Source organism: Bradyrhizobium sp. USDA 4532 (assembly GCF_024171315.1).
Taxonomy (GTDB): Bacteria; Pseudomonadota; Alphaproteobacteria; order Rhizobiales; family Xanthobacteraceae; genus Bradyrhizobium; species Bradyrhizobium australafricanum.
This window is the reverse complement of record NZ_JALJZN010000001.1, coordinates 7,888,310-7,911,319: the sequence shown is the minus strand read 5'-3', so window position 1 is coordinate 7,911,319 and position 23,010 is coordinate 7,888,310. Positions and strand designations below refer to the sequence as shown.

General features: G+C 64.3%; 19 protein-coding genes. 5 read left to right on the top strand and 14 right to left on the bottom strand.

Translation table 11 applies throughout. The annotated features are described in order from the left end of the window. Positions 1 to 364: 364 nt before the first annotated feature. On the top strand, positions 365 to 1,495 hold the full coding sequence (locus J2R76_RS36490) for a GNAT family N-acetyltransferase (RefSeq protein ID WP_253625635.1): 1,131 nt from the start codon (positions 365 to 367) through the stop codon (positions 1,493 to 1,495). A 24-nt stretch (positions 1,496 to 1,519) separates the two neighbouring features. Here J2R76_RS36490 and J2R76_RS36485 read toward each other — a convergent pair whose 3' ends face one another. Next, the gene (locus J2R76_RS36485; RefSeq protein WP_253625634.1) at positions 1,520 to 2,740 is read right to left on the bottom strand and encodes an NAD(P)/FAD-dependent oxidoreductase; all 1,221 of its coding nucleotides are present in this window, start codon (positions 2,738 to 2,740) and stop codon (positions 1,520 to 1,522) included. A 617-nt stretch (positions 2,741 to 3,357) separates the two neighbouring features. Here J2R76_RS36485 and J2R76_RS36480 point away from each other — a divergent pair. After that, positions 3,358 to 4,683, top strand: coding sequence for a polysaccharide biosynthesis C-terminal domain-containing protein (locus J2R76_RS36480; protein WP_256522207.1), 1,326 nt, complete (start codon positions 3,358 to 3,360; stop codon positions 4,681 to 4,683). 18 nt (positions 4,684 to 4,701) lie between these two features. On the opposite strand, the gene J2R76_RS36475 is transcribed toward J2R76_RS36480, so the two are convergent. Then, complete coding sequence (locus tag J2R76_RS36475) at positions 4,702 to 6,807, bottom strand: GumC family protein (RefSeq protein WP_375166551.1); 2,106 nt, start codon at positions 6,805 to 6,807, stop codon at positions 4,702 to 4,704. Positions 6,808 to 7,086: 279 nt separating this feature from the next. Between J2R76_RS36475 and J2R76_RS36470 the strand changes: the two genes are divergently transcribed. Then, positions 7,087 to 8,277, top strand: a complete 1,191-nt coding sequence (locus J2R76_RS36470) for a glycosyltransferase family 4 protein (RefSeq protein WP_076830674.1) — start codon at positions 7,087 to 7,089, stop codon at positions 8,275 to 8,277. Between the two features lie 15 nt (positions 8,278 to 8,292). Beyond that, the gene (locus J2R76_RS36465; protein WP_253625632.1) at positions 8,293 to 9,849 is read left to right on the top strand and encodes a hypothetical protein; all 1,557 of its coding nucleotides are present in this window, start codon (positions 8,293 to 8,295) and stop codon (positions 9,847 to 9,849) included. A 16-nt stretch (positions 9,850 to 9,865) separates the two neighbouring features. On the opposite strand, the gene J2R76_RS36460 is transcribed toward J2R76_RS36465, so the two are convergent. The 12 genes from J2R76_RS36460 to J2R76_RS36405 are packed head-to-tail and all read right to left on the bottom strand — an operon-like array spanning position 9,866 to position 22,295. Continuing rightward, complete coding sequence (locus tag J2R76_RS36460; protein WP_253625631.1) at positions 9,866 to 11,068, bottom strand: ABC transporter substrate-binding protein; 1,203 nt, start codon at positions 11,066 to 11,068, stop codon at positions 9,866 to 9,868. A 55-nt stretch (positions 11,069 to 11,123) separates the two neighbouring features. After that, positions 11,124 to 11,825: an SDR family NAD(P)-dependent oxidoreductase gene (locus tag J2R76_RS36455; RefSeq protein ID WP_253625630.1), complete on the bottom strand. Its 702-nt coding sequence runs from the start codon at positions 11,823 to 11,825 to the stop codon at positions 11,124 to 11,126. 39 nt (positions 11,826 to 11,864) lie between these two features. After that, a complete protein-coding gene (locus tag J2R76_RS36450) occupies positions 11,865 to 12,671 on the bottom strand; it encodes a glutathione S-transferase (RefSeq protein WP_253625629.1) in 807 nt (268 codons plus the stop codon). Positions 12,672 to 12,696: 25 nt separating this feature from the next. Continuing rightward, a complete protein-coding gene (locus J2R76_RS36445) occupies positions 12,697 to 13,857 on the bottom strand; it encodes an iron-containing alcohol dehydrogenase (protein WP_253625628.1) in 1,161 nt (386 codons plus the stop codon). Between the two features lie 40 nt (positions 13,858 to 13,897). Continuing rightward, positions 13,898 to 14,671, bottom strand: coding sequence for an enoyl-CoA hydratase-related protein (locus J2R76_RS36440; protein WP_253625627.1), 774 nt, complete (start codon positions 14,669 to 14,671; stop codon positions 13,898 to 13,900). 12 nt (positions 14,672 to 14,683) lie between these two features. Further along, the gene (locus J2R76_RS36435) at positions 14,684 to 15,694 is read right to left on the bottom strand and encodes a nitronate monooxygenase family protein (protein WP_253625626.1); all 1,011 of its coding nucleotides are present in this window, start codon (positions 15,692 to 15,694) and stop codon (positions 14,684 to 14,686) included. A 21-nt stretch (positions 15,695 to 15,715) separates the two neighbouring features. Further along, on the bottom strand, positions 15,716 to 16,903 hold the full coding sequence (locus tag J2R76_RS36430) for an acetyl-CoA C-acyltransferase (RefSeq protein WP_076830568.1): 1,188 nt from the start codon (positions 16,901 to 16,903) through the stop codon (positions 15,716 to 15,718). Positions 16,904 to 16,918: 15 nt separating this feature from the next. Beyond that, complete coding sequence (locus J2R76_RS36425; RefSeq protein WP_253625625.1) at positions 16,919 to 18,049, bottom strand: acyl-CoA dehydrogenase family protein; 1,131 nt, start codon at positions 18,047 to 18,049, stop codon at positions 16,919 to 16,921. A 20-nt stretch (positions 18,050 to 18,069) separates the two neighbouring features. Continuing rightward, a complete protein-coding gene (locus tag J2R76_RS36420) occupies positions 18,070 to 19,251 on the bottom strand; it encodes an acyl-CoA dehydrogenase family protein (protein WP_253625624.1) in 1,182 nt (393 codons plus the stop codon). A gap of 12 nt (positions 19,252 to 19,263) precedes the next feature. Then, a complete protein-coding gene (locus J2R76_RS36415; RefSeq protein ID WP_076830559.1) occupies positions 19,264 to 20,001 on the bottom strand; it encodes an SDR family oxidoreductase in 738 nt (245 codons plus the stop codon). A gap of 51 nt (positions 20,002 to 20,052) precedes the next feature. Beyond that, a complete protein-coding gene (locus tag J2R76_RS36410; RefSeq protein ID WP_245311664.1) occupies positions 20,053 to 21,597 on the bottom strand; it encodes a class I adenylate-forming enzyme family protein in 1,545 nt (514 codons plus the stop codon). Positions 21,598 to 21,656: 59 nt separating this feature from the next. Then, positions 21,657 to 22,295, bottom strand: a complete 639-nt coding sequence (locus J2R76_RS36405) for a 2-hydroxychromene-2-carboxylate isomerase (protein ID WP_076830551.1) — start codon at positions 22,293 to 22,295, stop codon at positions 21,657 to 21,659. A gap of 205 nt (positions 22,296 to 22,500) precedes the next feature. Between J2R76_RS36405 and J2R76_RS36400 the strand changes: the two genes are divergently transcribed. Beyond that, positions 22,501 to 23,007, top strand: a complete 507-nt coding sequence (locus tag J2R76_RS36400) for a helix-turn-helix domain-containing protein (protein WP_028334861.1) — start codon at positions 22,501 to 22,503, stop codon at positions 23,005 to 23,007. The last annotated feature ends 3 nt before the right edge of the window (positions 23,008 to 23,010 follow it).

Genomic DNA, 23,010 nt, shown 5'->3' with positions numbered 1-23,010 from the left:
ATTGCGTAGGAAGCGCGGGTTTTTTGGCTGTGACTCAGCATTTCGGCGGGACTCCAGGACTTGCGAGCCCTTAACTGCAATATCCGGTCCAGACCGGGTGCGATATCTCACCACGGCGCGATTGAACGCATCCTTAAGGGATTGTTAACGATGCTGATCCCCGGACGCGGCCAACTGAGATGACAGCCGATCGCAGTCGATGCGATGAAGGCAATGGCTCGCCCCAGCAACAATGTGCAAAGGTCGAGGCATTACATTAATACAAATCGTGTTCTGCCGCTGCCCGAGCCGATCGACCTTTGCTATAAGGGCGGCGTGCCGGATTCAATCGGCGCTTTGAAACTGTCGTTTTGTTTGGTCTCACATGAACAAGAATGATGACGCGTTCGATGTCTGCATCGACGACGCATTCGACTTCCTGTCTGAAGAGTACGTGAAGTTATTTGAAGGCTCGGACGCGACCGCCTTCCAGCATCCGCTATGGCTGGACAGCCTTTATCGCAAGCTCGCTCCCGCTGCGTCGGCCAAGCCGCTGGTCGTCGCCGTCCGCCATCGTGCGAACAAGTCGCTTGCGGCCGTGCTGCCGATGCTGCGCGTGCGGCGCGGCCCGATGCGCACCATCGAATTCGCCGATCTCCGCGTGTCCGACTATTTGTCGCCGGTGTGCAGCATCGCGACATTCACCGACCTGCTGCAAGACCAGCGTGCCTGCGAACGGCTTCGACAGCTGCTGAGGCCGTTCGACCTGCTGCGCATACCCAAGCTGCTCGATGCGAGGATGCCGATCGAGAATCTGCTCGGAGCGCCCCATCGCAGCCTGATGGATACCAATGCCTACGCGACGGTCCTGGTTGCGCCGTTCGAGCAGTGGCAGATCAATGCAATGGGAAAGTCGTACCAGAAGGAGCTGGCAAAGAAATGGCGTCAGATCCACAAGAAGGGCACGCTCACCTTCTCATGCTGCGACGATAGCGCTTCCGTCGGCGAAGCCATGGAGACGATGAGAAAGTTTCGCGGTCCGCGGTTTCACGAACAGGGTGATGGCGACCTGTTGCAGCGACCGGAGTATTTCGATTTCTACTCGAGCGTGGCGCTTCGCGGCATGGGCTCGTTTGCCCGGCTCTACGCCATGAAGATGGACGGCAAAGTCATCGCGGCGGCCCTTGGGCTGGTTCACCGTGACAGCCTCCTTGTCGTCATGACGGCGTTCGATGTCGAGGGGTACAAGAGCCAATCGATCGGCGCGCTGACATTCGAGAGCGTCGCCAAGGATTGCATCGAGCGCGGCGGTCGGGTGCTGGACTTCACCATCGGTGACGAACCCTACAAAACGTACTTCGGCGGTCAGCCGACCCCGATGTCGGCCGTGACGCAGGCCGGGAGCGCGGCCGGCTCGCTCGCGCTGTTTGCCTTGAAGCAGGCGCCCTGGATCAAGCAGGCCGCCAAGCGTGTGACCGATTTCAGGCCGGTCCGCACCTCGACCGGCACGCGCTAGCGCCGCCCGGCGCTGGCAGCCCGATCAGCGGAGCGCGCTGCGGACGCGCATCACCCATCCCGGATGAATCCGGTCCACCCGGTGTGTGATCATGCGGCGCAGGAAGTGCAGCTTCCGCCGCAAGTTCCAGCGCACACCGGTGTTCAACGTCAAGGCCTGGCGGAAGCTCGCCAGGTGCAGCGAGTGCTGATCCGCGGCGAGCTTGTCCTGATCGGAATAGAACTGCGCAATCTTGTCCGCGCCCATACCGGCGGTCTTCAGCCAGCGCGGCACATAGTCCGTGCAAAGACGTTCGACGTCCACCAGCAGTCGGCCAACGCCGGTTCCGGCTGCGGGACAATTGGTCTGAAACGCATCGCCGATCAACACGACGCCGGGCTGCAGATGGCCCTCGGTCACGGTCAGATCCATGACCCAGTTCTGCACCTGGCCGACCACCTCGAAATCGCCGAGATAGGGCTGCAATCCCGGCATCAGACGAAGCAGCGTTCGTCTGGTGTCGCGGCGCAGCTCACGCATGATCGGATCGGTCGGATCGCGGAACATGAACAGGTTCGCCCGCATGCCGCCCGACATCGGAAACAGGCTGAGATAGTCGACGCCGTCAGCCGCCTGCTCGCCATAGCAGGTCAGCGCATCGAAATCGAATGGCGCGTTGTCCGGCCGTGCAATCGTGAAGCCGAACGAGACAGAGTGGCGCGCAGCAAGCATCTGCCGGCGCATTCCGAGACTGTGGCCGAGCACGTTCGCCATGCCGGTCGCCAGAACGACCAGACGCGAGACGACGCGCTTTCCGGAGGCCAACGTCAACTGCTGACGTTCCTCGCTGCAGCTGACATTGGTCACCTGGTCGAGCAGCAAGCTCGACGCATCGGGCGTCAGGCCGCGTGCCATGTTGACGAGGTTGGCATAGGAAATCCCGTAGGACCGGCCGACGCCGATATCGACCAGCTTGCCGCTCCTGATGTTGAGCACCCGGTCATAGGGCGCGGCAATGGCCTCGACGTCGTCGATGAAGCCGAGGCGGCGCAGGATATCGATCTGCCGTCCGGCGATTTTTTCAACCCGGAATTCGTCCGGCGGGATCGATCGCTTGTCGATCAGGACGACGCGGTATCCGGCTCGGGCGAGCACAGCCCTTGTGAGCGAGCCTGCCAGACCGGCTCCGACAATTGCGACGTCCGCTTCGATGACCTCGGTCTCGCAGGCCACGATTGGCTTGGTCGCACTTTTCTCGGCAATCATGTTCGTCCGCTCCGACGGCTAGAGCGTTTTCGAGCGAAGTGGATACCGGTTCGCGTGAAGAAAACGCGTCAAAACAAGAATCTAGAGTCCCGTTCCGATTCCATCGGAACGGAAAAGCTCTGGTTGGCCGCGGAACTGCAATTTCCTTGCCTGCGGTGTCGCCTTGCCGATCGAGCACGACGAGTTCCAGAATCGATGTTAATGACAACGTCCGGACCACGATCTGCGGTCTCTCGGCACATGGCTTGCACGACGGTCGGCCATGAAACTGAACCTTTGCAGGCTCCGCAGCGGGATGGCGAGGCAATTGCCAGGCCATCGAGCAGCGACAAATGGCGTTGACGCGCAAGCGCGGTCTGTTCCGGCAAGGTCCGCGCCACTGGACCGGACGCTGGAGGCAAATCCAACCTGCTCCGTTTGGAGACAGGGCAGACGGCGCCGTTCCAGAATGGAGCAACGCGACCTGGCCCTGTTCACAACTGCGTTGGGCCCGGCAGCCGTTCGAAAGGAACGGAATCTTAGCAAGAGAACATTAACACTCCAGGCTTCACCGATTGCTGCGGTCAACAGCCCGACTGGATATTGAGACGTCTCTGGTGATTGCCTCCGTGCTCCAACTGTTACGGCGCGACGTTACGCGCGGCGTTGCCGGGACCATCCTGCTCAAGGTTGGTAGCGGCGGGCTCGCATTCGCGTTGTTCTCGCTCGCCGCGCGGGCGATGACGCCGGACGCGTTTGGAAACTTCGCAACCCTGCTCTCCGTCGCCCAGATCGCCTCGGTGGTGGGCCTGGTCGGCCAGGAGCTGCTCCTGGTTCGATTTCTCAACGAGTATGAGGTGCGCGGCCAGGCCGAGTTCACCAAGGGTGTGCTGCTGTCGAGCCTGAAGAACTCCGCGATCGGGATGCTGATTTCGATCGCCGCGATCGCCGCGGTGGCAAGCATTCGCGGCGAGTGGTGGCTGTTGATCCTGTCGGTCTCGGCGTTCACCGCGATCAATGCAGGGCTGATGCTCGGCAGCCAGATCGCGCGATCGCTGGTCAGCATCCTGATGGGCGAAGGCAATCGGGAGTTCTTCTGGCGCGTCGCCGTCGTCCTGTTCCTGATCGCGGTGCTGTTCGGCCAATGGCAGCTCACCCCCGCCGAGCTGTTCAGCGCGATGTCGGCCGCGATGGCGCTCGGGCTCGTCGTGCAGATCGTATCGATCATGCGGGCGCTGCCGAACCTGCGGTCGGTCACGGCGCGCTTCGAGGCCTCGCGCTGGAACAAGAGCGCATTCCGGTTCTGGCTCGCCTCCATTCTCGAAGCGGCAAACCAGTATTTCGACGTCATCCTGGTCTACTGGATGCTGGATCCGGCAACCGCCGGCGTCTATTTCGCCGCCTCGCGGCTGGCGAACATCTTCGCGATGCTGTCGGCTGCGCTCTACACGTTCGGCGCGCGCCGGCTCCCCTCGCTGTATTTCAGCAAGAACCACGGCGAGCTTGAACATACGTTGAAGCTGATGGCCGAGGTGACCGCGCTCTGCGTGCTCAGCGGGCTCGTCATCGTCTGGGTGGGCGCCTCCCATCTGCTCGGCCTGTTCGGGCCGCACTTTGCGGCGCAGCAGTGGGTGTTGATCGTGCTCGCGATCGGAACGGCCTTCCAGGCGGCGGGCGGGCCCTCTGCCGCTGTTCTGCAGCTGACAGGCCATGAGCGTGATTATGTTCCCGTCGTTGCAGCCAATGTGGCGTTGCGGCTGCTGGGATTTGTCGTGCTGATCCCCTGGCTCGGCGTGCTCGGCGCCGCGATCTCGGCGACGGTTTCGCTGGTCGTCGCCACCATCGCGCTCAACGTGCTATGCCGGCGGCGGACCGGCGTCGACCCATCCATTCTGGTGCTATCGCATCTATGGCCGTCGAAAGGTGACGCCTACGCGGTCCGCGTTGCAGACAGCAACGACTAGACGTCAGCTGAACCGCCTTCAGCTCGCCAGGCCCAGCGCCTCTCCCTCAGGATCGCGAACGGCGGCATTGACCGCCACGCGATTGACGACCAGCGCGGTCGGGACCGAACCATACCCGGATAGATCGGCCCGCGCCTTGCCGATCGCAGCCGAGTTGGCAGCCCCTTCGCGAACCACGAGGATCACGAGGTCGGCATGGGCAGCCAGCACCACCGCGGCAGGCTGCAGCGCAAACGACGATGCGTCGACGATGATCAGGCCGAAATCGGCGCGAATATCGTCCGGCGGATAGGGCGGCGCCTTGCTGCTGGCGCCCAGCAGTTCGACGACGGACGGCAGATCGGCCTTGATGATCCCCGAGCCTTGCGGCGGCGCGGCCTCGGCGCGCCTGGATTCCATCTCGATCAGGACGCTGAGCATTCCGTTCTTGACCGCGGATCGGTTCAGCGACCGTGCAACGGTACTGCCGCCCGCACCGGCCTCGACCGACAGCAGCAGCGCCACCTTGCCATGGTCTCCCGGAAGCTGCTCGATGTTCTCGATCAGCAGCTGAAGATGCGGACTGAGATCAGGCTCGGCCGTCGACGAGATCGGGGTCTGCCAGACGCTCCTGACGGCGTCGGGCGACGCGATACTGGGAATGCGGGCCAGCACCGGCAATCCCGGCGGCAGCGCAGACTGCGGCGCGTCCGGCGCAAGTGCAGGCGCCTCGGCCCGACGCAGCGGCGGAATGGCCTTGATCGGGAGCTGCTTCAGATTCAGGCCGGGAACGGCGACGATCGCCGTCGACGTCAACAGCGAGACGATCGCGAGCGCGACCAGCAACAGCGGAAGCGGCGGCAGCGTCGAGCGCACCGGCGGCGTCGCAGGCGATGCGACCTTGGTCTGCGAGCTCTGCAGCAGCCGCTGCTCGTCGGTGGTCTTGTAGCGCGAGAGGAATTGCTCGTAGATATTCTTGTTGGCATCGGCGTCGCGCTGCAATCCCTGCAGCTTGACGAGCGCCTGACCGTCGACCAGGATTTGTTGTTCGACCGCCTTCTGCTGATCCTCGAGCGCTTTCTGCTGATCGCGCTGCGCCTCATATTCCGACTTCGCGGTGTCGATGTTCTTCTTCCGCTCGATCTCGATCTGTCGGTTGAGATCGCTGAGCTGGCTGAGGGCCATCACGAGGTCTGGATGACGGTCGCCCAGCACCCCGCGCTTCTGTGCGATCTGGTCGTTGAGCGCGGAGCGCTGGGCGCGCAGCGCACTCAGCAGGTCCTGCTTGACGGGGCCGTCGACATTGGCCTTCAGGTCGCGCTGCAGTTGCTCATAGCGGACCTTGGCCTCCTCGGTGCGGGCGCGCGCGGCGGCGACCTGCTGGGTCAGATCGGTGACGCGCAATTGTTGCGTCGTCGATTCCTTGCCGGCGTTGACGATCCGGTGCTCGAGCTTGAACTTCGCAACGGCATCTTCCGAAGACCGCAAGCGGTCGTCCAATGTCTTGAGCCGGCTCTTCAGCCAGTCGGCGGCTTCGTCGGTCGCCAGGCTGCGCGTGCCACGCTGGCTGGCGACGAACGCCTCAGCCACCGCATTGGCGTAGTAGGCCGCACGCTGCGGGTTGTTGGACGTGAACTTGATGGCGATGACATAGGTCAATCCGCGCCGGGAGATGTCGAGCCGGTTGCGAAACCGGTCGAGCAGGCGCGTCGGGTCGGTTCTGCCGCCGGAGATGTCGCTGTCCTCGGCGACCTTGAGTTGCTCGATCAGCGGCCCGAGAAATCCGTCGGATTTGGCGATCTCGACATAGCTCTGCAGTGCTGCGGCATCCTGACCGATCCCCGGCAGGACGTCCTGATCGGTGGTCACGCGCTGCTCGCGCGGGTCGACCACGACGAGCGCGGTCGCGGCATAGCGCGCCGGAATCAACATCAGCAGAATGACGCCGACCGCGAAGATCACCGCGGCGAGCATCAGAATGCGTTGACCGTTCTCGCGGAAAAAAGCCACCACGCCGGGAATGCTAAGCACGCCCTGGGTGGTTTCCGCAGAGGATCGGCTGGTCGGCACGCCGGCAGCTTCCCACGACGCGGCGGGTTCCGTGGCTTCGGAACGTCTCGGGCCTACGCGGCTACCGAACTTCATGGGGCGGTTACTCGAATTCAACTGACAGTACTGCTCCAACGTAAATATCTATGGTTAATCCACGGTTACCCCCTCCTCATGCGGACGTAACCAATTAGTTAACGAGCCAGCTGTACCCTATGTGTGAAACAATGGCTCTCGATTGCTGGCAATGTCTGAACGCACTAAATGAGCAGTAACCTCAACACGCGCTACTCGATCTACGAGCGCGCTTCGCGTGATAAGTACGCGCGCAATAGCGAGGGAGACGATTTCACTCCTTCGACGGGTGAGGAAGCCGTGCTTCATTACAGGCCAAGCACAGAATTGCGCGAGGCATCGACCGCATCACGCGATCGACCGAACGAGAGCAAGCCAAAGCTGCGTGTCGTCCTGGTACAGACCCAGGCCGAGAACGCCGGCGCGCAGGAGATATCGCGGCTGCTCGGCGCGGGCCTCTCCGCGCGCGGCTATGACGTCGCCAACCTGTTCTTCTTCCGCAAATCGGATTCCTTCGACGAGCCGCCCAATACTTTCTATTGCGCGCAGACCCGCCCGGGAAATCCCCTGGCCCTGCTGCGGATGCTGTGGACGCTCGCCGGTCATCTCAGGACCATCAGGCCAGATGTCGTGCTGACCTTCCAGCACTTCGGCAATGTGATCGGCGGAGGCGTGTCGCGGCTCGTCTGCCGCGCTCCGGTCATCGCCAATCAGGTATCCTCGGCGATGTCGATGAGCATGCCGGTGCGCGCCGCCGACATCTTCATGGGCTCGACCGGCTTCTTCCAGTGCATCACGCTGAACTCGCGGGACATGGAGCGTGAATACGCCCGCTACCCCGCGACCTATCGCGCGCGCATGACGCACGTCCCGCACGGCTTCGACGACAAGTCGCACAGCCTGCCGAAGAACGTCGCGCGGCAGCAGTTCAGGCTGCCGCCGGATCGCACGCTGCTTGGCTGCGCGGCAAGGCTGCATCCGCACAAGCGGCTCGATGCGGCAATTCGCCTGCTGGCCGCCGACCAATCCTGGCATCTTGCCCTTGCCGGACAAGGAGCGGACGAGGAACGGCTGCGAGCCCTGGCGAGCGAGCTGAAAGTCGCGGATCGACTGCACTTCATCGGCGAGATCCCACCGCGCCAGATGGCCGAATTCCTGGCGTGCCTCGACGTCTTTGTATTTCCGACGCAGGCCGAAACCTTCGGCCTTGCCGCCGTTGAAGCCGCGAGCGCCGGCATTCCCTGCGTCGTCAACGATCTTCCCGTGCTGCGCGAGGTGCTGTCCTACCAGGGACAGCCCGCGGCGGTCTTCGTTGACGCGGCTAACGAGGCCGAGTTTTCGGCCGCCGTGTCGAAAGTCCTGACCGATCGTTTGTTGAGCGATCAGCTGCGGCAAAGTGCCGTGGGCCTGAAGTCGCGTTATTCGTTGGATGCCATGATAGAGGAATACGTCCGCATTCTCGGCAATGCCGTGGGAGTGGACGCGCACTAGGAAATTGGGCTGGACATGATTATCGAGTTTCGCTGCGATCGCGCGCAGGCGCGACTCTGGATGCGTCGCGAGACGCTGCGCGTCAGCGATCAGGATATTCCCGTTCAGATCGCCTGGACGACGACGCCGGGGCCGGGGCCCGCCGGCCTCGACATGCTGTTCGAGCTCGAACGCATCGTGCTGCGCAAGGGCAAGGCGGGTGATGTCGACAGGCTGAAGACGATTGCGGAACGGCCGCGCATGGGCAACCCCGATGTGGTGGTCGACTTCACCACTGCCGAGCGGGACCCGAACTGCTCCGCCAGGCTCTACCTCCGTCCACACTTCAACGGACAGGCGGGCGAAGCCGCCGCACTGGCCGCCATTCTCGCCGGCGACCTGCCGGTGATTGAAATCGTCAACGAGCTCGACGGCACGGTCATGGACCGCGGCCATCCCTCGGCGGAAATCGCCACCGGCCTGAGCGGCGGGCTCGAAACGGTGATGGCGCGCACCCTGTCCATGCTGCCGCCGATCCTGTCGGCGGCTCCGCGGCTGGTGCCGCAACTGGCTGTGCCGGCGGCCGGCAGCGCACCGCGAAATCCCGCGCCCTTTGTCCTGCGCGGCGTCGCGACCTCGATCGCGAAGGAAATCTACCGTCTCTGCTGCTATGCGCCGCATTGGCATGTCGGTTGGCGCTACGCCGACGACGCGGATGTCTGGCGGACCGGTGACCTGTCGGGGCCTGCCTGGAACGTGCTCGGCGATCCCGGCAATCACTTCTATGCCGATCCCGTCCCGGTGAAGTGGCAGGGCAGGACCTTCGTGTTCTTCGAGGACCTCGACCACCGCACCGGCAAGGGCATCATCTCCGCGATCGAATTCGACGGCAAGGGTCCGGTCGGCACCGTGCTGCCGGTGCTCGAAGAGCCGTGGCACCTGTCCTACCCGTTCCTGATCGAGAACAACGGCGAACTGTGGATGATCCCGGAAAGCACCGCGCATCGCGATGTCCCGATCTACAAATGCGTTCGCTTTCCCGACAAGTGGGAACGGCAGGGCACGCTGCTGTCCGGGCTCGAACTCGCCGACGCGACCATCACGCAGCATGACGGCCTCTACTACATGTTCGGAGCCTGGCGCGACGGCACCGGCGGATATTCCGACACGCTGGCGATCTATTACGCCGAGCAATTGTTCGGCCCCTGGCGGCCGCATGCAAGCAATCCGATCCTGATGGATCGCGCGACGACCCGACCCGCCGGCAATTTCGTGACCATCAACGGCAAGCTGTGGCGGCCGGTGCAGGACTGCAGCAACGGATACGGCGCGGCGCTCGGACTTGCGGAGGTGCTCGAACTGTCGCCGACGACCTACCGGCAGGCCGTGCGCCATCTGCTCAAACCCGGGCCGCTGTGGACCGGACGCAAGCTGCACACGCTCAACCGCTGCGGCCGGCTCGAGGTGATCGACGGCTCGCGGGTCCAGCCGAAGACCACCGCCTTGCTGAATAGCCTGCGGTCAAGCGACCGACCAGCCCGGCGGGAGTGGCAAGGCACGCTGGCGAAGCCGATCGCGCGACGGCTCCACTAGCCTCGGTCGACCCGGTTCAGTTCAGGTCGGCACTCAGCACGCCGCCGAACTGCTCCCATGAGCTTCCGGTCCAGCGTTGCAGCTGAAGCTGCGTATAGGCCATGCTGTTGTCGGGGCCTGTGTTGATGGCGATGCCCGGCATCAGCGTCGGCAGCACGAGCCCTCTGATGTTGCGCGCCTGCTTCACGATGTTCTCGCGCGACAGGTCGTCGCCGCACTGCTTCAGCACCTGCTCCAGGATCTGGCCCTGCTGGGTACCGAACAGATAATTGTTGTCGCCGATATCGGCGCCGGGAAGATACTTCTCGAAATGGACGCGATACCATTTCATGCCGGGATCGTCGGCCCACTTCTTGTCGTTCGGATCCTTGGTGATGGTCGCCACGACAACGCCCACCGCCTTGTCCGCGCCGGCCGGCACGATGGTCGCGGACACCGAGCTCGACACATAGTTGACGATGGTCAGCGGCGACCAGCCGATCTCGTTCGCCTTCTTGATCGCCTGGGCCACGAATTTCGGTGTGCCGGCGATCAGGAACGCCTGCGCACCCGACGCCTTCAACGTCACCACGCGGGATTCGATGGTCGGCTCGGTGACCTCATAGGGAGACGTCACCACCTTCTTGTCGAAATCGGCCTTCAACACCTCCTTGAACGCGGCGACGAAATCGCGGCCGAGATCGTCGTTCTGGTAGAGGATCGCGATCTTCGCATCGGGCGCCGTCTGCGTAATGTATTTTGCGTAGATCTTGCCTTCGGTGTTGTAGCTCGGCAGTCCCGTGGTGGTCAGCGGAAATTCCGCGAAATTCGTAAACTTGGTCGCGCCGCTGACGACGAACAGATGCGGCACCTTCTTCGCGGTGACGTATTTGATGGTCGCGCCGATGCCGGGCGTGCCGAGCGGGCTGAACAGAAACGCCACCTCGTCGCTCTCGATCAGCTTGCGGGTCTGCTCCACGGCCTTGGGCGGCGTGTAGGCATCGTCATAGGTGATGAGGTTGATCTTGCGGCCGTTGATGCCGCCGCGGTCATTGACGGAATGGACGTAGGCGATCAGGCCCTTGCCGGTGTTGCTGAGCGGAGACGCCGGGCCGCTGAACGGGAACGTCGCCCCGACCTTGATCTCTGATTCCGATACCCCCGGCGTTTCGGCGCGGACTGGAGCCGCGGCAAGCGCCGCGAGCATCGCAACGGACACGGCAAGCGTCTTCAACAACATGAAATTCCTCCTGAGCTTTTATGAATTGACCAACTCTTGCGATCGGCGCGCGGCGCTACCAGGCTTCACCGAACGGCCTGATCTCGACATTGAACGACCACGCGCTGCGATCCTGATGGGCGACGTGCCAGACCTCGTCGGCGATCGCTTTCGGCTTGATGAAGAAGTCGTCCGGCCGATCCGGCCAGCGCTTGCGCGTCCACTCCAGATCGATCACGGCATCGATCACGAGATAGGCGACGTGAACACCTTGCGGCCCCAGATCGCGCGCCATCGCCTCGGCGAGAATCCGCTGTGCCGCCTTGGTCGGCGCGAACCCCGCGAAGCCAGCCTTGCCGCGCAACGCCGACGTATTGCCGGTCGCGACGATGGCGCCCTTGCCGGCAGCGATCATCGCCGGGGCAAATCGCCGTGCCAGGTACAGCAATCCCATCGTGTTGACCTGGAAGTTGCGATTGAGAATCTCCGGATCGATCTCGCGGAAGGTGCCGAACGCCCCGCCGACGGCGTTATGAATGACCACGGCGGGATTGCCGAGATCGCGCTCCACGGCGGAGGCCACCGCCTCGACCTGCGCGGGATCGGACACGTCGCACCGATAGGCCTTTGCGCCCGGCAGCTGCTTTTCGAGCGCGGCGAGGCGCGCCTCGTTCCTGGCGAGAAGCGCGACGCGATAGCCGCCCTCAGTGAATCTCCTGGCGAGCGCCGAACCGGTGCCGGGCCCAACGCCGGATATCAGACAGACAGGTGCGGTCATGCGATCAACCCTCCGCGTTGCAGCCCATGGCCTTCATGGTCAGGCGGCCGCCTTCGACAGCAGCTTCTCGACATAAGGCTTGAGATCCAGCCCGACGTGCTCATGCGTGATCAGGCGATCAAAGTGAGCGAACATCAGCGGATACTCATCCTGCACGCCCGAATGCAGGATTTTCGCCAATCCTTGCTTTTTCAGCTGCTCGGTCCGCGCATGTTCATTCATGAACAGCGCGAGTTCGGCGGCAAAGCAGATGTCGGCAATCGAGATACCGTTCCCGACCAGCGCCTCCCGCCGCGGCGACAGCGCCTGCTCGATGCCGGACGCATAGATCGCGAACGCATCCTTGGCCCGCGCATGAATGGCCGCATCGACGGTGCCGCCCGAGAGCGCCAGCAGATAGATTTGCGAGTCCCGCGCGAACACCAGGCTGACATCGAGAAAACTGTCGATCCGCGACGCCTCATAGGCGTCGCGTCCGTAGAGCGGGAACGTGGCCACGCCGAGCCGCGCCACCGTGCGCATGATGCTGTTCGATTCGAAGATCCCGACCTTGCCGTCGGCGCCAAATGCCGCCGGCACATTGCCGAAGGGCTGCGCCGCCATGAACGCGTCGGTCTTGAAGAGCTGCGCGCCGGTCAGTCCGACCCGCCCGGTCCGCGCCAGCGACGACAGCGAGGCGCGCTCGTGCTCCGCCAGCGGGCGGGCATCATAATCCCACAACCAGTCGCGCAACTCCTTGCCGGAGGCGCCCCTGACCTCGATTTCGACGCCGCAGAACCGCGCCGCGATGGTCGCCTTCCAGACCCGTGGGTTCGGCAGATAGGAGAAGATGCGCAAGGCGGCCATGGCGGCTGCTCCGGGTGCGGTTGCCTCAGGCGGCGAGCTTCAGGATCTTGACGACGTCGGCGGGCTCGCGGATCGGCTGCGGGTTGGCCCGCGTGAAGATCGACAGCATGGCGTTCCGGCCGATCAGCTCAAACCGATCCTCGCCGACGCCGACATCGGCAAGCCGGCGCGGCAGGCCGAGCTCCGCGATGAACGCCGCAAACGCCTCGCCGGCGTCGCGCCCCGGCGCGCCGAGCGCGGCGGCGATCGATTGCTGGGCTGCCTCCGTTGCCGGGCGGTTGTAGCGCAGCACGCTCGGCATCATCACCGCCGTGCAGAAATAATGCGGCACATCGCAGGTGCCGCCGAGCACATGGCCGATGGCATGACTGGCGCCCATCGGCACCCGCGACTGCAATCCGAACGCCGACAGCCAGGAGCCGAGCTGGCAGCTCAGCCGCGCCGCCGCGTCGTCGGGGTGGGCCTTGGTGCGCAGCAGACCGTCGTGCAGATAGCGCAGCCCCTGCTGGCACACCGCATCGACCAGCACGTTGGGGCGGCTGGAGCAGATCGCCTCGATGCCGTGATCCATCGCCCGCGTCCCGGAACCGAGCCAGAGCTTCTCCGGTGTATATTTCGTGATCGCGGGATCGAGGATGATGCTGCGCGGCATCATCATCGGGTGGTTGAATATCTGCTTCAGCTTGCGGCTGGTATCGGTAACCAGCGCGCCGGAATTGTATTCGCCGCCGGAGAGCGTGCTGGGGATCGCGATCATGCGCACTTTCGGCGTGCGGAACGGCCCGAAGCGGCGGTCCGGCGTGGTCTCGAAGCCGTCGAGGCCATCAGGCTCGAAGATCTCGTGCTCCATGCACATCAGCACGATCTTCGCCGCATCGACCACCGAGCCGCCGCCGATCGCGACGACGAGGTCCGCCTTGGCCTCGCCGGCTTGCCGCGCGATCTGCGTCACCACGTCCCGCGTCGTGTGCTGCGGCACGCCGTCGAAGGTCGCGGCGTGGCGGTCGCCGAGGGCTTGACGGATTTTCCCGATCTCGTCGGTCGTGGTGTTCAACGTCCGGCTGGCGATCAGATAGACGCGCCTGGCATCCAGCCGCTCGGCCTCCTCGCGCAGCGCTTCGGCCGCCGGCTTGCCGTAGATCACGGATTCCATGGTCGGGTATTGATGGCTGCCGGTGACACGCATGCTTTCACTCCCTCGATGTGTCCGTGAGTTCCGCTGTCGGTCAGGCCGACAGCTTGGTGAAATCAGGCTGACGCCGTTCGGCGAAGGCGGCAAAGGCTTCGCGCGCCTCGGGCGTCGTCAGCCGCTCCTTGAACAGCACGCCTTCCTCGGCGATCTGCGCCGCGATCTTCTGCTGCTCGCGCATCAGCTTCTTGGTCATGCTGAGCGACCCCGCCGGCCGCCTGGTCAGTGCGACAGCCGCGTCATGCGCCCTCTTGCGCAGATCGGCCTGCGGCACCACGGCGTTGGCGAGACCAGATGCCAGCGCACCCTGCGCATCCATCGGCTCGCCGAGCGCGAACATCGCATAGGCCCGCGCGTGTCCGATCCTCAAGGGGAGCAGCCAGCTCGACGCCGCTTCCGGAACCAGAGCGAGGTTGACGAACGGCGTGATCAGCCGCGCATTCTCGGCAAGATAGACCAGGTCGCAATGCAGCAGCATGGTGGTGCCGACGCCGACCGCATTGCCCTGCACGGCGGCGACCAGCGGCTTGCCGACCTTGCTGATGGTCTCGATGAAGCGATGCGCGGGGCTATCGACTGCGCTTTCGCCGCGTGCCTGGCTCGCGAAGTCGGCGAGGTCGTTGCCCGCGGTGAAGCTGTCGCCGTCGCCCTGGAACAGGATGACGCGGACGGCCGGATCGGTCTCGGCCTGCTTCAGCGCCTGCGACATGGCGTCATACATGGCGCCGGTCAGCGCGTTCTTCTTCTCGGGTCGCTGCAAGGTCAGCGTGATGACGCCGGCGGCGATCTCAACCTTGACATGCTCGGTCATGGCACTCTCCCGTCAGGCGACCGCGCGGGCCGCCGTGGTTTCGAACTTGCCGTCGAGGAAGCCGGTCAGCCGCTGCCGGATGATCGCTTCGGCCTCGGCCATGATGCGGTCGATCAGCTCCTTGACGGTCGGAATGTCGTGGATCAGGCCGACCACCATGCCGCAGCTCCAGGCGCCGGCATCCATCTCGCCGTCGATCATCACCTTCGGATAGACGCCGGCCACCTGCTCGTGGATGTCCTCGATCTTCAGCCTGGCGCCCTTCTCGCGCTCGATCTCGAGCAGCTCATCGACGCCCTTGTTCTTCAGCACCCGCTCGGTGTTGCGCAGCGCGCGCATCACGAGGCGGGTGTCGAGCTCGTCGGCGTCGAGCAGCGCCTGCTTCACATTGGGATGAACCGGCGCTTCCTTGGTCGCGATGAACCGCGTGCCCATGTTCATGCCGGCCGCGCCCATCGACAGCGCCGCGACGAGGCTGCGCGCATCCGCCATGCCGCCCGAAGCGACGAACGGGATCTTCAACTCGTCCGCCGCGCGCGGCAGCAGGATCATGTTCGGGATGTCGTCCTCGCCGGGGTGACCGCCGCACTCGAAGCCGTCGACGCTGACCGCGTCGCAGCCGATCTTCTCGGCCTTCAGCGAATGCCGCACCGAGGTGCATTTGTGAATGACCTTGATGCCGGCCGCCTTCAGCGCCGGCATGTACTGCTCCGGGCTGCGGCCCGCGGTTTCCACCGCCTTGACGCCGCCCTCGCGGATCGCCGCGATGTATTCGGGATAGGGCGGCGCGGTGAAGCTCGGCAGGAAGGTGAGGTTCACGCCGATCGGCTTGTCCGTCATGTCGCGGCAGCGCGCGATCTCCTTCGCCAGCAGCTCCGGTGTCTTCTGGGTCAGGCCGGTGATGATGCCGAGACCGCCGGCATTGGACACCGCGGCCGCCATCTCGGCGAAGCCGACAAAATGCATGCCGCCCTGGATGATCGGATGCTGGATGCCGAACAGTTCAGTGATTGCTGTCTTCACAAGTCTCTCCCGCGTTTCCGCTCAGTGGACGATTTCGAACAGGCCCGCCGCGCCCATGCCGCCGCCGATGCACATGGTCACCACGCCGTATTTCGCCTTGCGCCGCCGGCCCTCGATCAAGAGGTGACCGGTGAGCCGCGCCCCGGTCATGCCGTAGGGATGGCCGATCGCGATCGAGCCGCCATTGACGTTCAGCTTGTCCGGATCGATGCCGAGCTTGTCGCGGCAATAGATCACCTGCACCGCATAGGCCTCGTTGAGCTCCCAGAGATCGATGTCGTCGATCTTGAGGTTGTGCCGCTTGAGGAGCCGCGGGATCGCGGCAACCGGGCCGACGCCCATCTCGTCCGGCTCGACGCCGGCGGCGACGAAGCCGCGGAAGATGCCGAGCGGCTTCAGGCCCTTCTGCGCGGCAACCTTGTCGCTCATGATCACGCAGGCCGAGGCGCCGTCCGAGAGCTGGCTGGCATTGCCGGCGCTGATGGTCCTGCCCTCGAACACCGGCTTGATCTTGGCGAGCCCATCCGCCGTGGTATCCGGCCGCGGCCCCTCATCCTTGGCCAGCGTCACCTGCTGATAGCTGACCTCCTTGGTGTCCTTGTTGGCCACGGCCATTTTGGTCGTGATCGGCACGATCTCGTCGTTGAAGCGGCCGCCCTGCAACGCGGCGCCGACGCGGCGCTGGCACTCGAGGCTGTACTCGTCCTGCTTGTCGCGGCCGATCCCGTAGCGCTCGGCGACGACCTCGGCGGTCTCCAGCATCGACATGTACATCTCGGGCTTCATTGCCATCAGCTCGTCGTCGACGGCGTGGAACCTGTTCATGTGCTCGTTCTGCACCAGGCTGATCGACTCGATGCCGCCGCCGATCGCGATCTCGACGCCGTCGAGCATGACAGAGCGGGCGGCGACCGCGATCGCCTGCAGGCCGGAGGCGCATTGCCGGTCGATGGTGGTCCCGGCGACCGTGACGGGAAGTCCAGCGCGGATGGCGCCCTTGCGCGCGACGTTCATCACCATGGTGCCCTGCTGCATGGCGCAGCCCATCACCACGTCCTCGACCTCGCCGGGCGCGATGCCGGCGCGCTTCACCGCCTCGGCCATCACATGGCCGGCCAAAGTCGGGCCGTCGGTGTTGTTAAGCGCGCCGCGATAGGCCTTGCCGACGCCGGTGCGCGCGGTGGAGACGATGACTGCATCTTGTGACATGCTTGCCTCTCTGAATCAGGCGGCCGCGTCGAGCTGCGCATAACGCAGCACGTGATAGGCGGGATCGCCGAACTGGATGTTGATGGAGGAAATCCGCTTGAAGTAATGGCCGACATTGAGCTCGTCGGTCATGCCCATGCCGCCATGCAGCTGCACCGCCTGATCGGCGACGAACTTGCCGGCATATCCGATCTTCGACTTGGCGCCGGAGGCGAGCCGAGACACGCCGGCCTCATCGTCGCTGAGACTGAGGCTCAGATGCTGCATCAGCGACAACGCCTCCTGATGCGCGATGAACATGTCGACCATCCGGTGCTGCAGCACCTGGAAGCTGCCGATCGTGACGCCGAACTGCTTTCGCGTCTTGGAATAGTCCAGCGTCGCGGCGTTCAGTTCGCCGATCGCGCCGACCGCCTCGGCGCAGAGCGCGCCGATCGCGCGGGTGCGACAGGCTTCCAGCGCAGCGACGCCCTCGCCTTCGCTGCCCAGCAATTCCGCGCGCACGCCACGCAGGCTGATCTCGGCCGCCCTGCGGCCATCGATCGTCCTGAAGCTTTGCAGGTCGAGATTGGCGGCGCGGCGATCGACCACGAACAGGCTGACGCCGCCGCGATCGTGACGATGACCCGAGGTGCGCGCGGAGACGATGAGGTAATCCGCCCACGGCGCGGCCAGCACCGCCGTCTTCTCGCCAGTGAGCACGTAATCGTTGCCGTCGCGGCGCGCCGTGGTGGTGACGGTGGCGAGATCGAAGCGCGAGCCCTTCTCGGTCCAGGCCAGCGCCCAAAGTTTCGTGCCAGCGATGATGTCGGCGATGAACGCCTGCCTCTGCGCGTCGGAACCTGCCTGCTCGATCAAGCCGCCCGCCACGACGACCGTCTCGACGAATGGCTCGACCACGAGATGGCGGCCGAACTCCTGCATGATGATCATGGTCGACAGCGGCCCGCCGCCGAGCCCTCCAACCGCTTCCGAGAACGGCGCGGCGAGCAGGCCGAGTTCGGCGAATTCAGCCCATTGCTTGCGGCCAAACCCCTCTTCGCTCGCGACGATCTTGCGGCGGGCGTCGAAATCATACTGATCGCGCAGCAGCCGCTGGACGCTGGACCGCAACAATTCCTGCTCTTCCGTGAACTGGATATCCATCCGATCCTCGTTGCTTGTGGCTAGAGTCCAAGCACCGCCTTGGCGATGATGTTGCGCTGGATCTCGTTCGACCCGCCGTAGATCGAGAGCTTGCGCGAGTTCAGATATTTCTCCGACGCGGTGTGGCCGTAGTCGGGGCCCGGCATGAAGTGATTGGCGCTGACCGGATGCTCGCGGATCGCAAGCCCGTAATTGCCGATCGCCCGATGCGTCAGCTCAGTGATGTTCTGGAAGATTTCGGTGCCGCGGATCTTGAACAACGAGGCGGCCGGTCCCGGGTCGATGCCGCGCGCCATCTGGGCGACGACGCGAAGCTCGGTCGCCTCCAGCGCCAGCACGTCGAGCTCGACGCGGGCGATGTCCCGGATGAATTCCAGATGCGCCGGATCGTCTTCGGGGATCTCCGCCTTCACGATCTTCTTCAGCCGCGCGATGTAGCGCGTCGAGCGGCCGATGCCGGCCATGCTGGTACGCTCATTGCCGAGCAGGAATTTGGCGTAGGTCCAGCCCTTGTTTTCCTCGCCGATCAAGTTCTCGGCGGGAACGCGCACGTTCTCCAGGAAGACGTCGTTGACCTCGTGCGAGCCGTCGATGGTGATGATCGGGCGCACGGTGACGCCGGGCGACTTCATGTCGATCAAGAGGAACGAGATGCCGGACTGCGGCTTGGCCGTGGGATCGGTGCGCACCAGGCAGAAGATCCAGTCGGCGTGCTGCGCCAGCGTGGTCCAGGTCTTGTGGCCGTTGACGATGTAGTGGTCGCCGTCACGCACCGCCTTGGTGCGGACGGTCGCGAGGTCGGAGCCGGAGCCCGGCTCCGAATAGCCCTGGCACCACCAATCCTCGCCGGACAAGATGCGCGGCAGGAATTTCTTCTTCTGCACATCGTTGCCGAAGGTGTAGATGACGGGCCCGACCATGGTGACGCTGAACGCCAGCGGCGGCATCGTGCCAGCGCGCGTCGTCTCCTGCTCGAAGATGAAGCGGCGGGTGATCGACCAGCCGGGCCCGCCATATTCCTTCGGCCAGAGCGGCGCGATCCAGCCCTTCTTGTGCAGGATGCGATGCCACAGCAGCATCTGCTCCTTGGAGAGATCGGTCTCCGGATTGGCGACGCGCATCTCCGCCGGGTAGTTGTCCTTGATGAAGGCGCGAACCTCATCGCGGAACGCCGCATCTTCAGGGGATAGCGCGAGCTCCATCTGACCGGCTCCCTACCACTTCTCGCCGAAGGGCCGGATTTCCAACTCGAAGGTCCAGGCGCTCTTCGGCTGCTGATAGAGCTGCCAATAGGCGCCCGCGACCGATGCCGGCGGCATCAAGAGATCGGGATCGTCGAGCGCGTTCGGGCCGAGCGCCTCGATGCGGCGCTGCCGCACCCATTCAGTATCGACGCCGGAATCGATGATCAGATGCGCGACATGGATGTTCTTCGGTCCCAGCTCGCGCGCCATCGCCTGCGCCACGGCGCGCAAGCCGAACTTGGCGCTGGCAAAGGCGGCATAGCCGCTGCCGCCGCGGAGTGACGCGGTGGCGCCGGTGAAGAAAATGTTGCCCTCGCCGCGCGGCATCATCAGCCGCGCCGCCTCGCGCCCGGCCAGGAAGCCGGAGTAGCAGGCCATCTCCCAGACCTTGCGGAACACGCGCTCGGTGGTCTCGAGAATCGGGAAATTGACGTTGGCCCCGATATTGAAGATGCAGACCTCCAGCGGCGCATGCTTGTCGGCGTCGTTGAGGAAGGCCGTGATCTCCTCTTCCTTGCGCGCATCGAGCGAGCGCGCATGGATCTCGCCGCCGGCGGCCTCGATCTCCTTGACCAGCGGCGCCAGCTTGTCGCCGTTGCGGCGGCCAGCGAAAATCGTAAAGCCTTCGGAGGCGAACTTCTTGGCGATCTCGCCGCCGATGAAATCACCGGCACCAATGACGGCCACCGTCCTGTTTCTCTTCTGCATGGTGTACTCCGGTCTTGTTTGAGTGAACTGGCTCGCGGCGATGGCTCAGCCTCAGCCGCGCAGCGACTCCGCGAGCTTGTGCTTCAGCAGCTTGCCCGTCGATGTCGCGGGCAGCGCGTCCATCAGGATAATCTCCGACGGCCGCTTGTACGAGGTGAGTTGCGGGGCAATATGGGCCATCAGGTCCTGTACCGTGGCGGTCGAACCCTTGATCAGTTGCACAAAGGCAACCACCTCTTCGTTGCCCTCGACCGGCCGGCCGACCACGGCGCATTGCACCACGGCGTCGTGCGTGCTCAGCACCGCCTCGATCTCGGCCGGATAGACGTTGAACCCGGAGCGGATGATCATCTCCTTGGTCCGCCCGACGATATAGAGCGCATCATTCTCGAAGCGGGCCAGATCGCCGGTGTTGAACCAGCCGTCGGGGTCGATCGCCCTCGCCGTCAGGTCGGGCGCGCGGTAATAGCCGCGCATCACGTTGGGGCCGCGAACATGCAGCTCGCCGACTTCGCCTGACGCAACCGGCTTGAGGTCGCGGCCGACCAGCTTGGCCTCGAGGCCGGGCATGACGGTGCCGACCGCATGGTCAGCCCGCGGATTGTCGGGCCGGACGCCGGAGATGCCCGGCGAGCATTCGGTGATGCCGTAACCGTTGAGCAGCGGCAGCCCGAGCTCCTGCTCGACCCGTGATTTGAGATCGAGGTCGAGCGGCGCGCCGGCCACCGAGATCACCCGCAACCGGCCGCGATCGAGCTTCGGCAGGCCGGCATTGCGCCGGTATTCGAGCAGACGCTGATAGGTCGCGGGCACGCCGTTCAGGATCGTGATGCCCTCTTCAGTCATCGCCTTGACCAGCGCGGCCGGATCGTATTTCGCCACCAGACGCACGGTGGCGCCGATCATCAGGGTCATGGTCAGCAACGAGATGCCGACGATATGCGAGATCGGCAGCACGCAATACTGCACGTCATCGGCCGCCATCTTTCGGAAGCTTGCCGTCGCCCGGGCGCTGAACAAGAGATTGCGATGGGTCAGCATCACGCCCTTTGGCGTGCCCGTGGTGCCGGAGGTGTAGATGAGAACCGCGACCTGGTTGGCGCCGTCGGCCTCGACCGGCTCAGCCACGGTTGCCAGGTTCAAACCGGTGACGGCGATGCCGCGGAGCGGACCGACATCCTGCACGGCGGCCTCGTAACGCGCGGCATGCGTAGCCGCCTCCTGCGAGACCTCGGCGGTCAGCAGCACGCGGCGGGCGCCGCTGTGATCCCTGATCTGGTCGAGCTCACGCGGCGACAGCCGGGGATTGACCACGATGGACCAAGCATCGAGCCGGCTCGCCGCCAGCAGCAGGCAGGCGAGCGGGATCGAATTCTCGCTCACGATCATCATGCGGTCGCCGGCGCGGATGCCGAGCGCCCGCAGCGCCTCGGCGACGCGACTGACCGCCCGATCGAGCTCGCGGTAGGTCAGCCGCATCTTGTCGTCGATCAGCGCCGGATGATCCGGCGTCGCCCCGACGTGGTGATCGATCACCTCGTGGATGCGGTTCGGCAAGCCTTCCACACTTCCTTCAAACTGGGTCGACGCCTGCACTGAAACCTCCCTGTGACAGCCCTTTGGGCCTGATTTGTTGTCTTGAGGAATTTTCCCGCTCAGGCGGTCTTGCGCCGCCCCGCGGCCAGCTGCGCGACGATCTCGTCCTCGACCTCGCGCAGCTTGTCCTTGCCGAAGAAGATCTCGTCGCCGACGAAGAAGGTCGGTGAGCCGAACGAGCCGCGCGCCACCGCGTTGCTGGTGTTGTCGATCAGCTTCTTCTTCACCTCGTCCTGCTGGGCGCGGGCGATGATGCGGTCGATATCGAGGCCGGAGGACAGGAACGCTTCGCGGAACACCTGCGGATCGTCCATCTTCTTGGGCTCGGACCACATGTGGTGATAGGCGGCGCGAAAGTACGGTTCGAACAGCCCTTCGAAATCGGCAGCGACGACGCCGCGCATCAGCATCAGCGTGTTGACCGGAAAGAACGGGTTGGTCTTGAACGTCGTGATGTTGTAGCGGCGCAGGAAGCGCTCGGTCTCGAGCGCGTTGTATTCCGGCTTGTTCTTGATGCCGCGCAGCGACTCGCCGGGCGACATGTTGCCGGTCGCCTTGTAGACGCCGCCGAGCAGCACCGGGATGTAGTCGAACTTCACGCCGGTACGCTTCTCGATTTCGGGCAGCGCCTGCTCCGCCAGATAGGCGTTCGGACTTCCAAAATCGAAATGGAATTCGACCTTGAGCGGAGCAACCATGGAACGCCCTTCCCTTTGAGTGCCAGCAGCCCTCAGCCGCCGCGTTGATCGAGCCGGGACCTTAAGTTCTATTTTAGAACTGTCAATATGATATTTGTCATCCAATGACTAAGTCACGGCTGCAGGCGAGGCATCCTATTGAAATTGCGTTAGTTCTGTTTTAGAATTTAAAAGGCGATGTCGACGCAGACCGCAGGAGATGCTGATGAAATGGGATGCCCTCGAGGAGGAGCCGTGCTCGGTGGCCCGCACGGTGGCTGTCATCGGCGACCGCTGGAGCCTGCTGGTCCTGCGCGAATGTTTCCTGCGCATCCGCAGGTTCGATGACTTCCAGGCCTCGCTCGGGATCACGCGGCATCTGCTCGCCGACCGGCTGAAGAAGCTGGTGCGGTTCGGCGTGCTGCGCAAGATCCCCTATCAGGAGGCGCCGAAGCGCTACGAATACATCCTGACGCAGAAGGGGCTCGACCTCTATCCGATCATCATGTCGATCGTGCACTGGGGCAACGTCCACATGGTCGATTCGCGCGGCCGGCCGATGCTGCACGAACACAAGACCTGCAAGAAGATGTTCGATCCCGTCATGGTCTGTTCGGAATGCGGAGAACCGCTTAGCGCGAAGGCGGTCCACGTGCATCCCGGCCCCGGTGCGCGGAAATCATCACCGGTGCACGCCAAGGCGCAGGAGCGGGCCAAGCGTGCCGCTGATTAGACC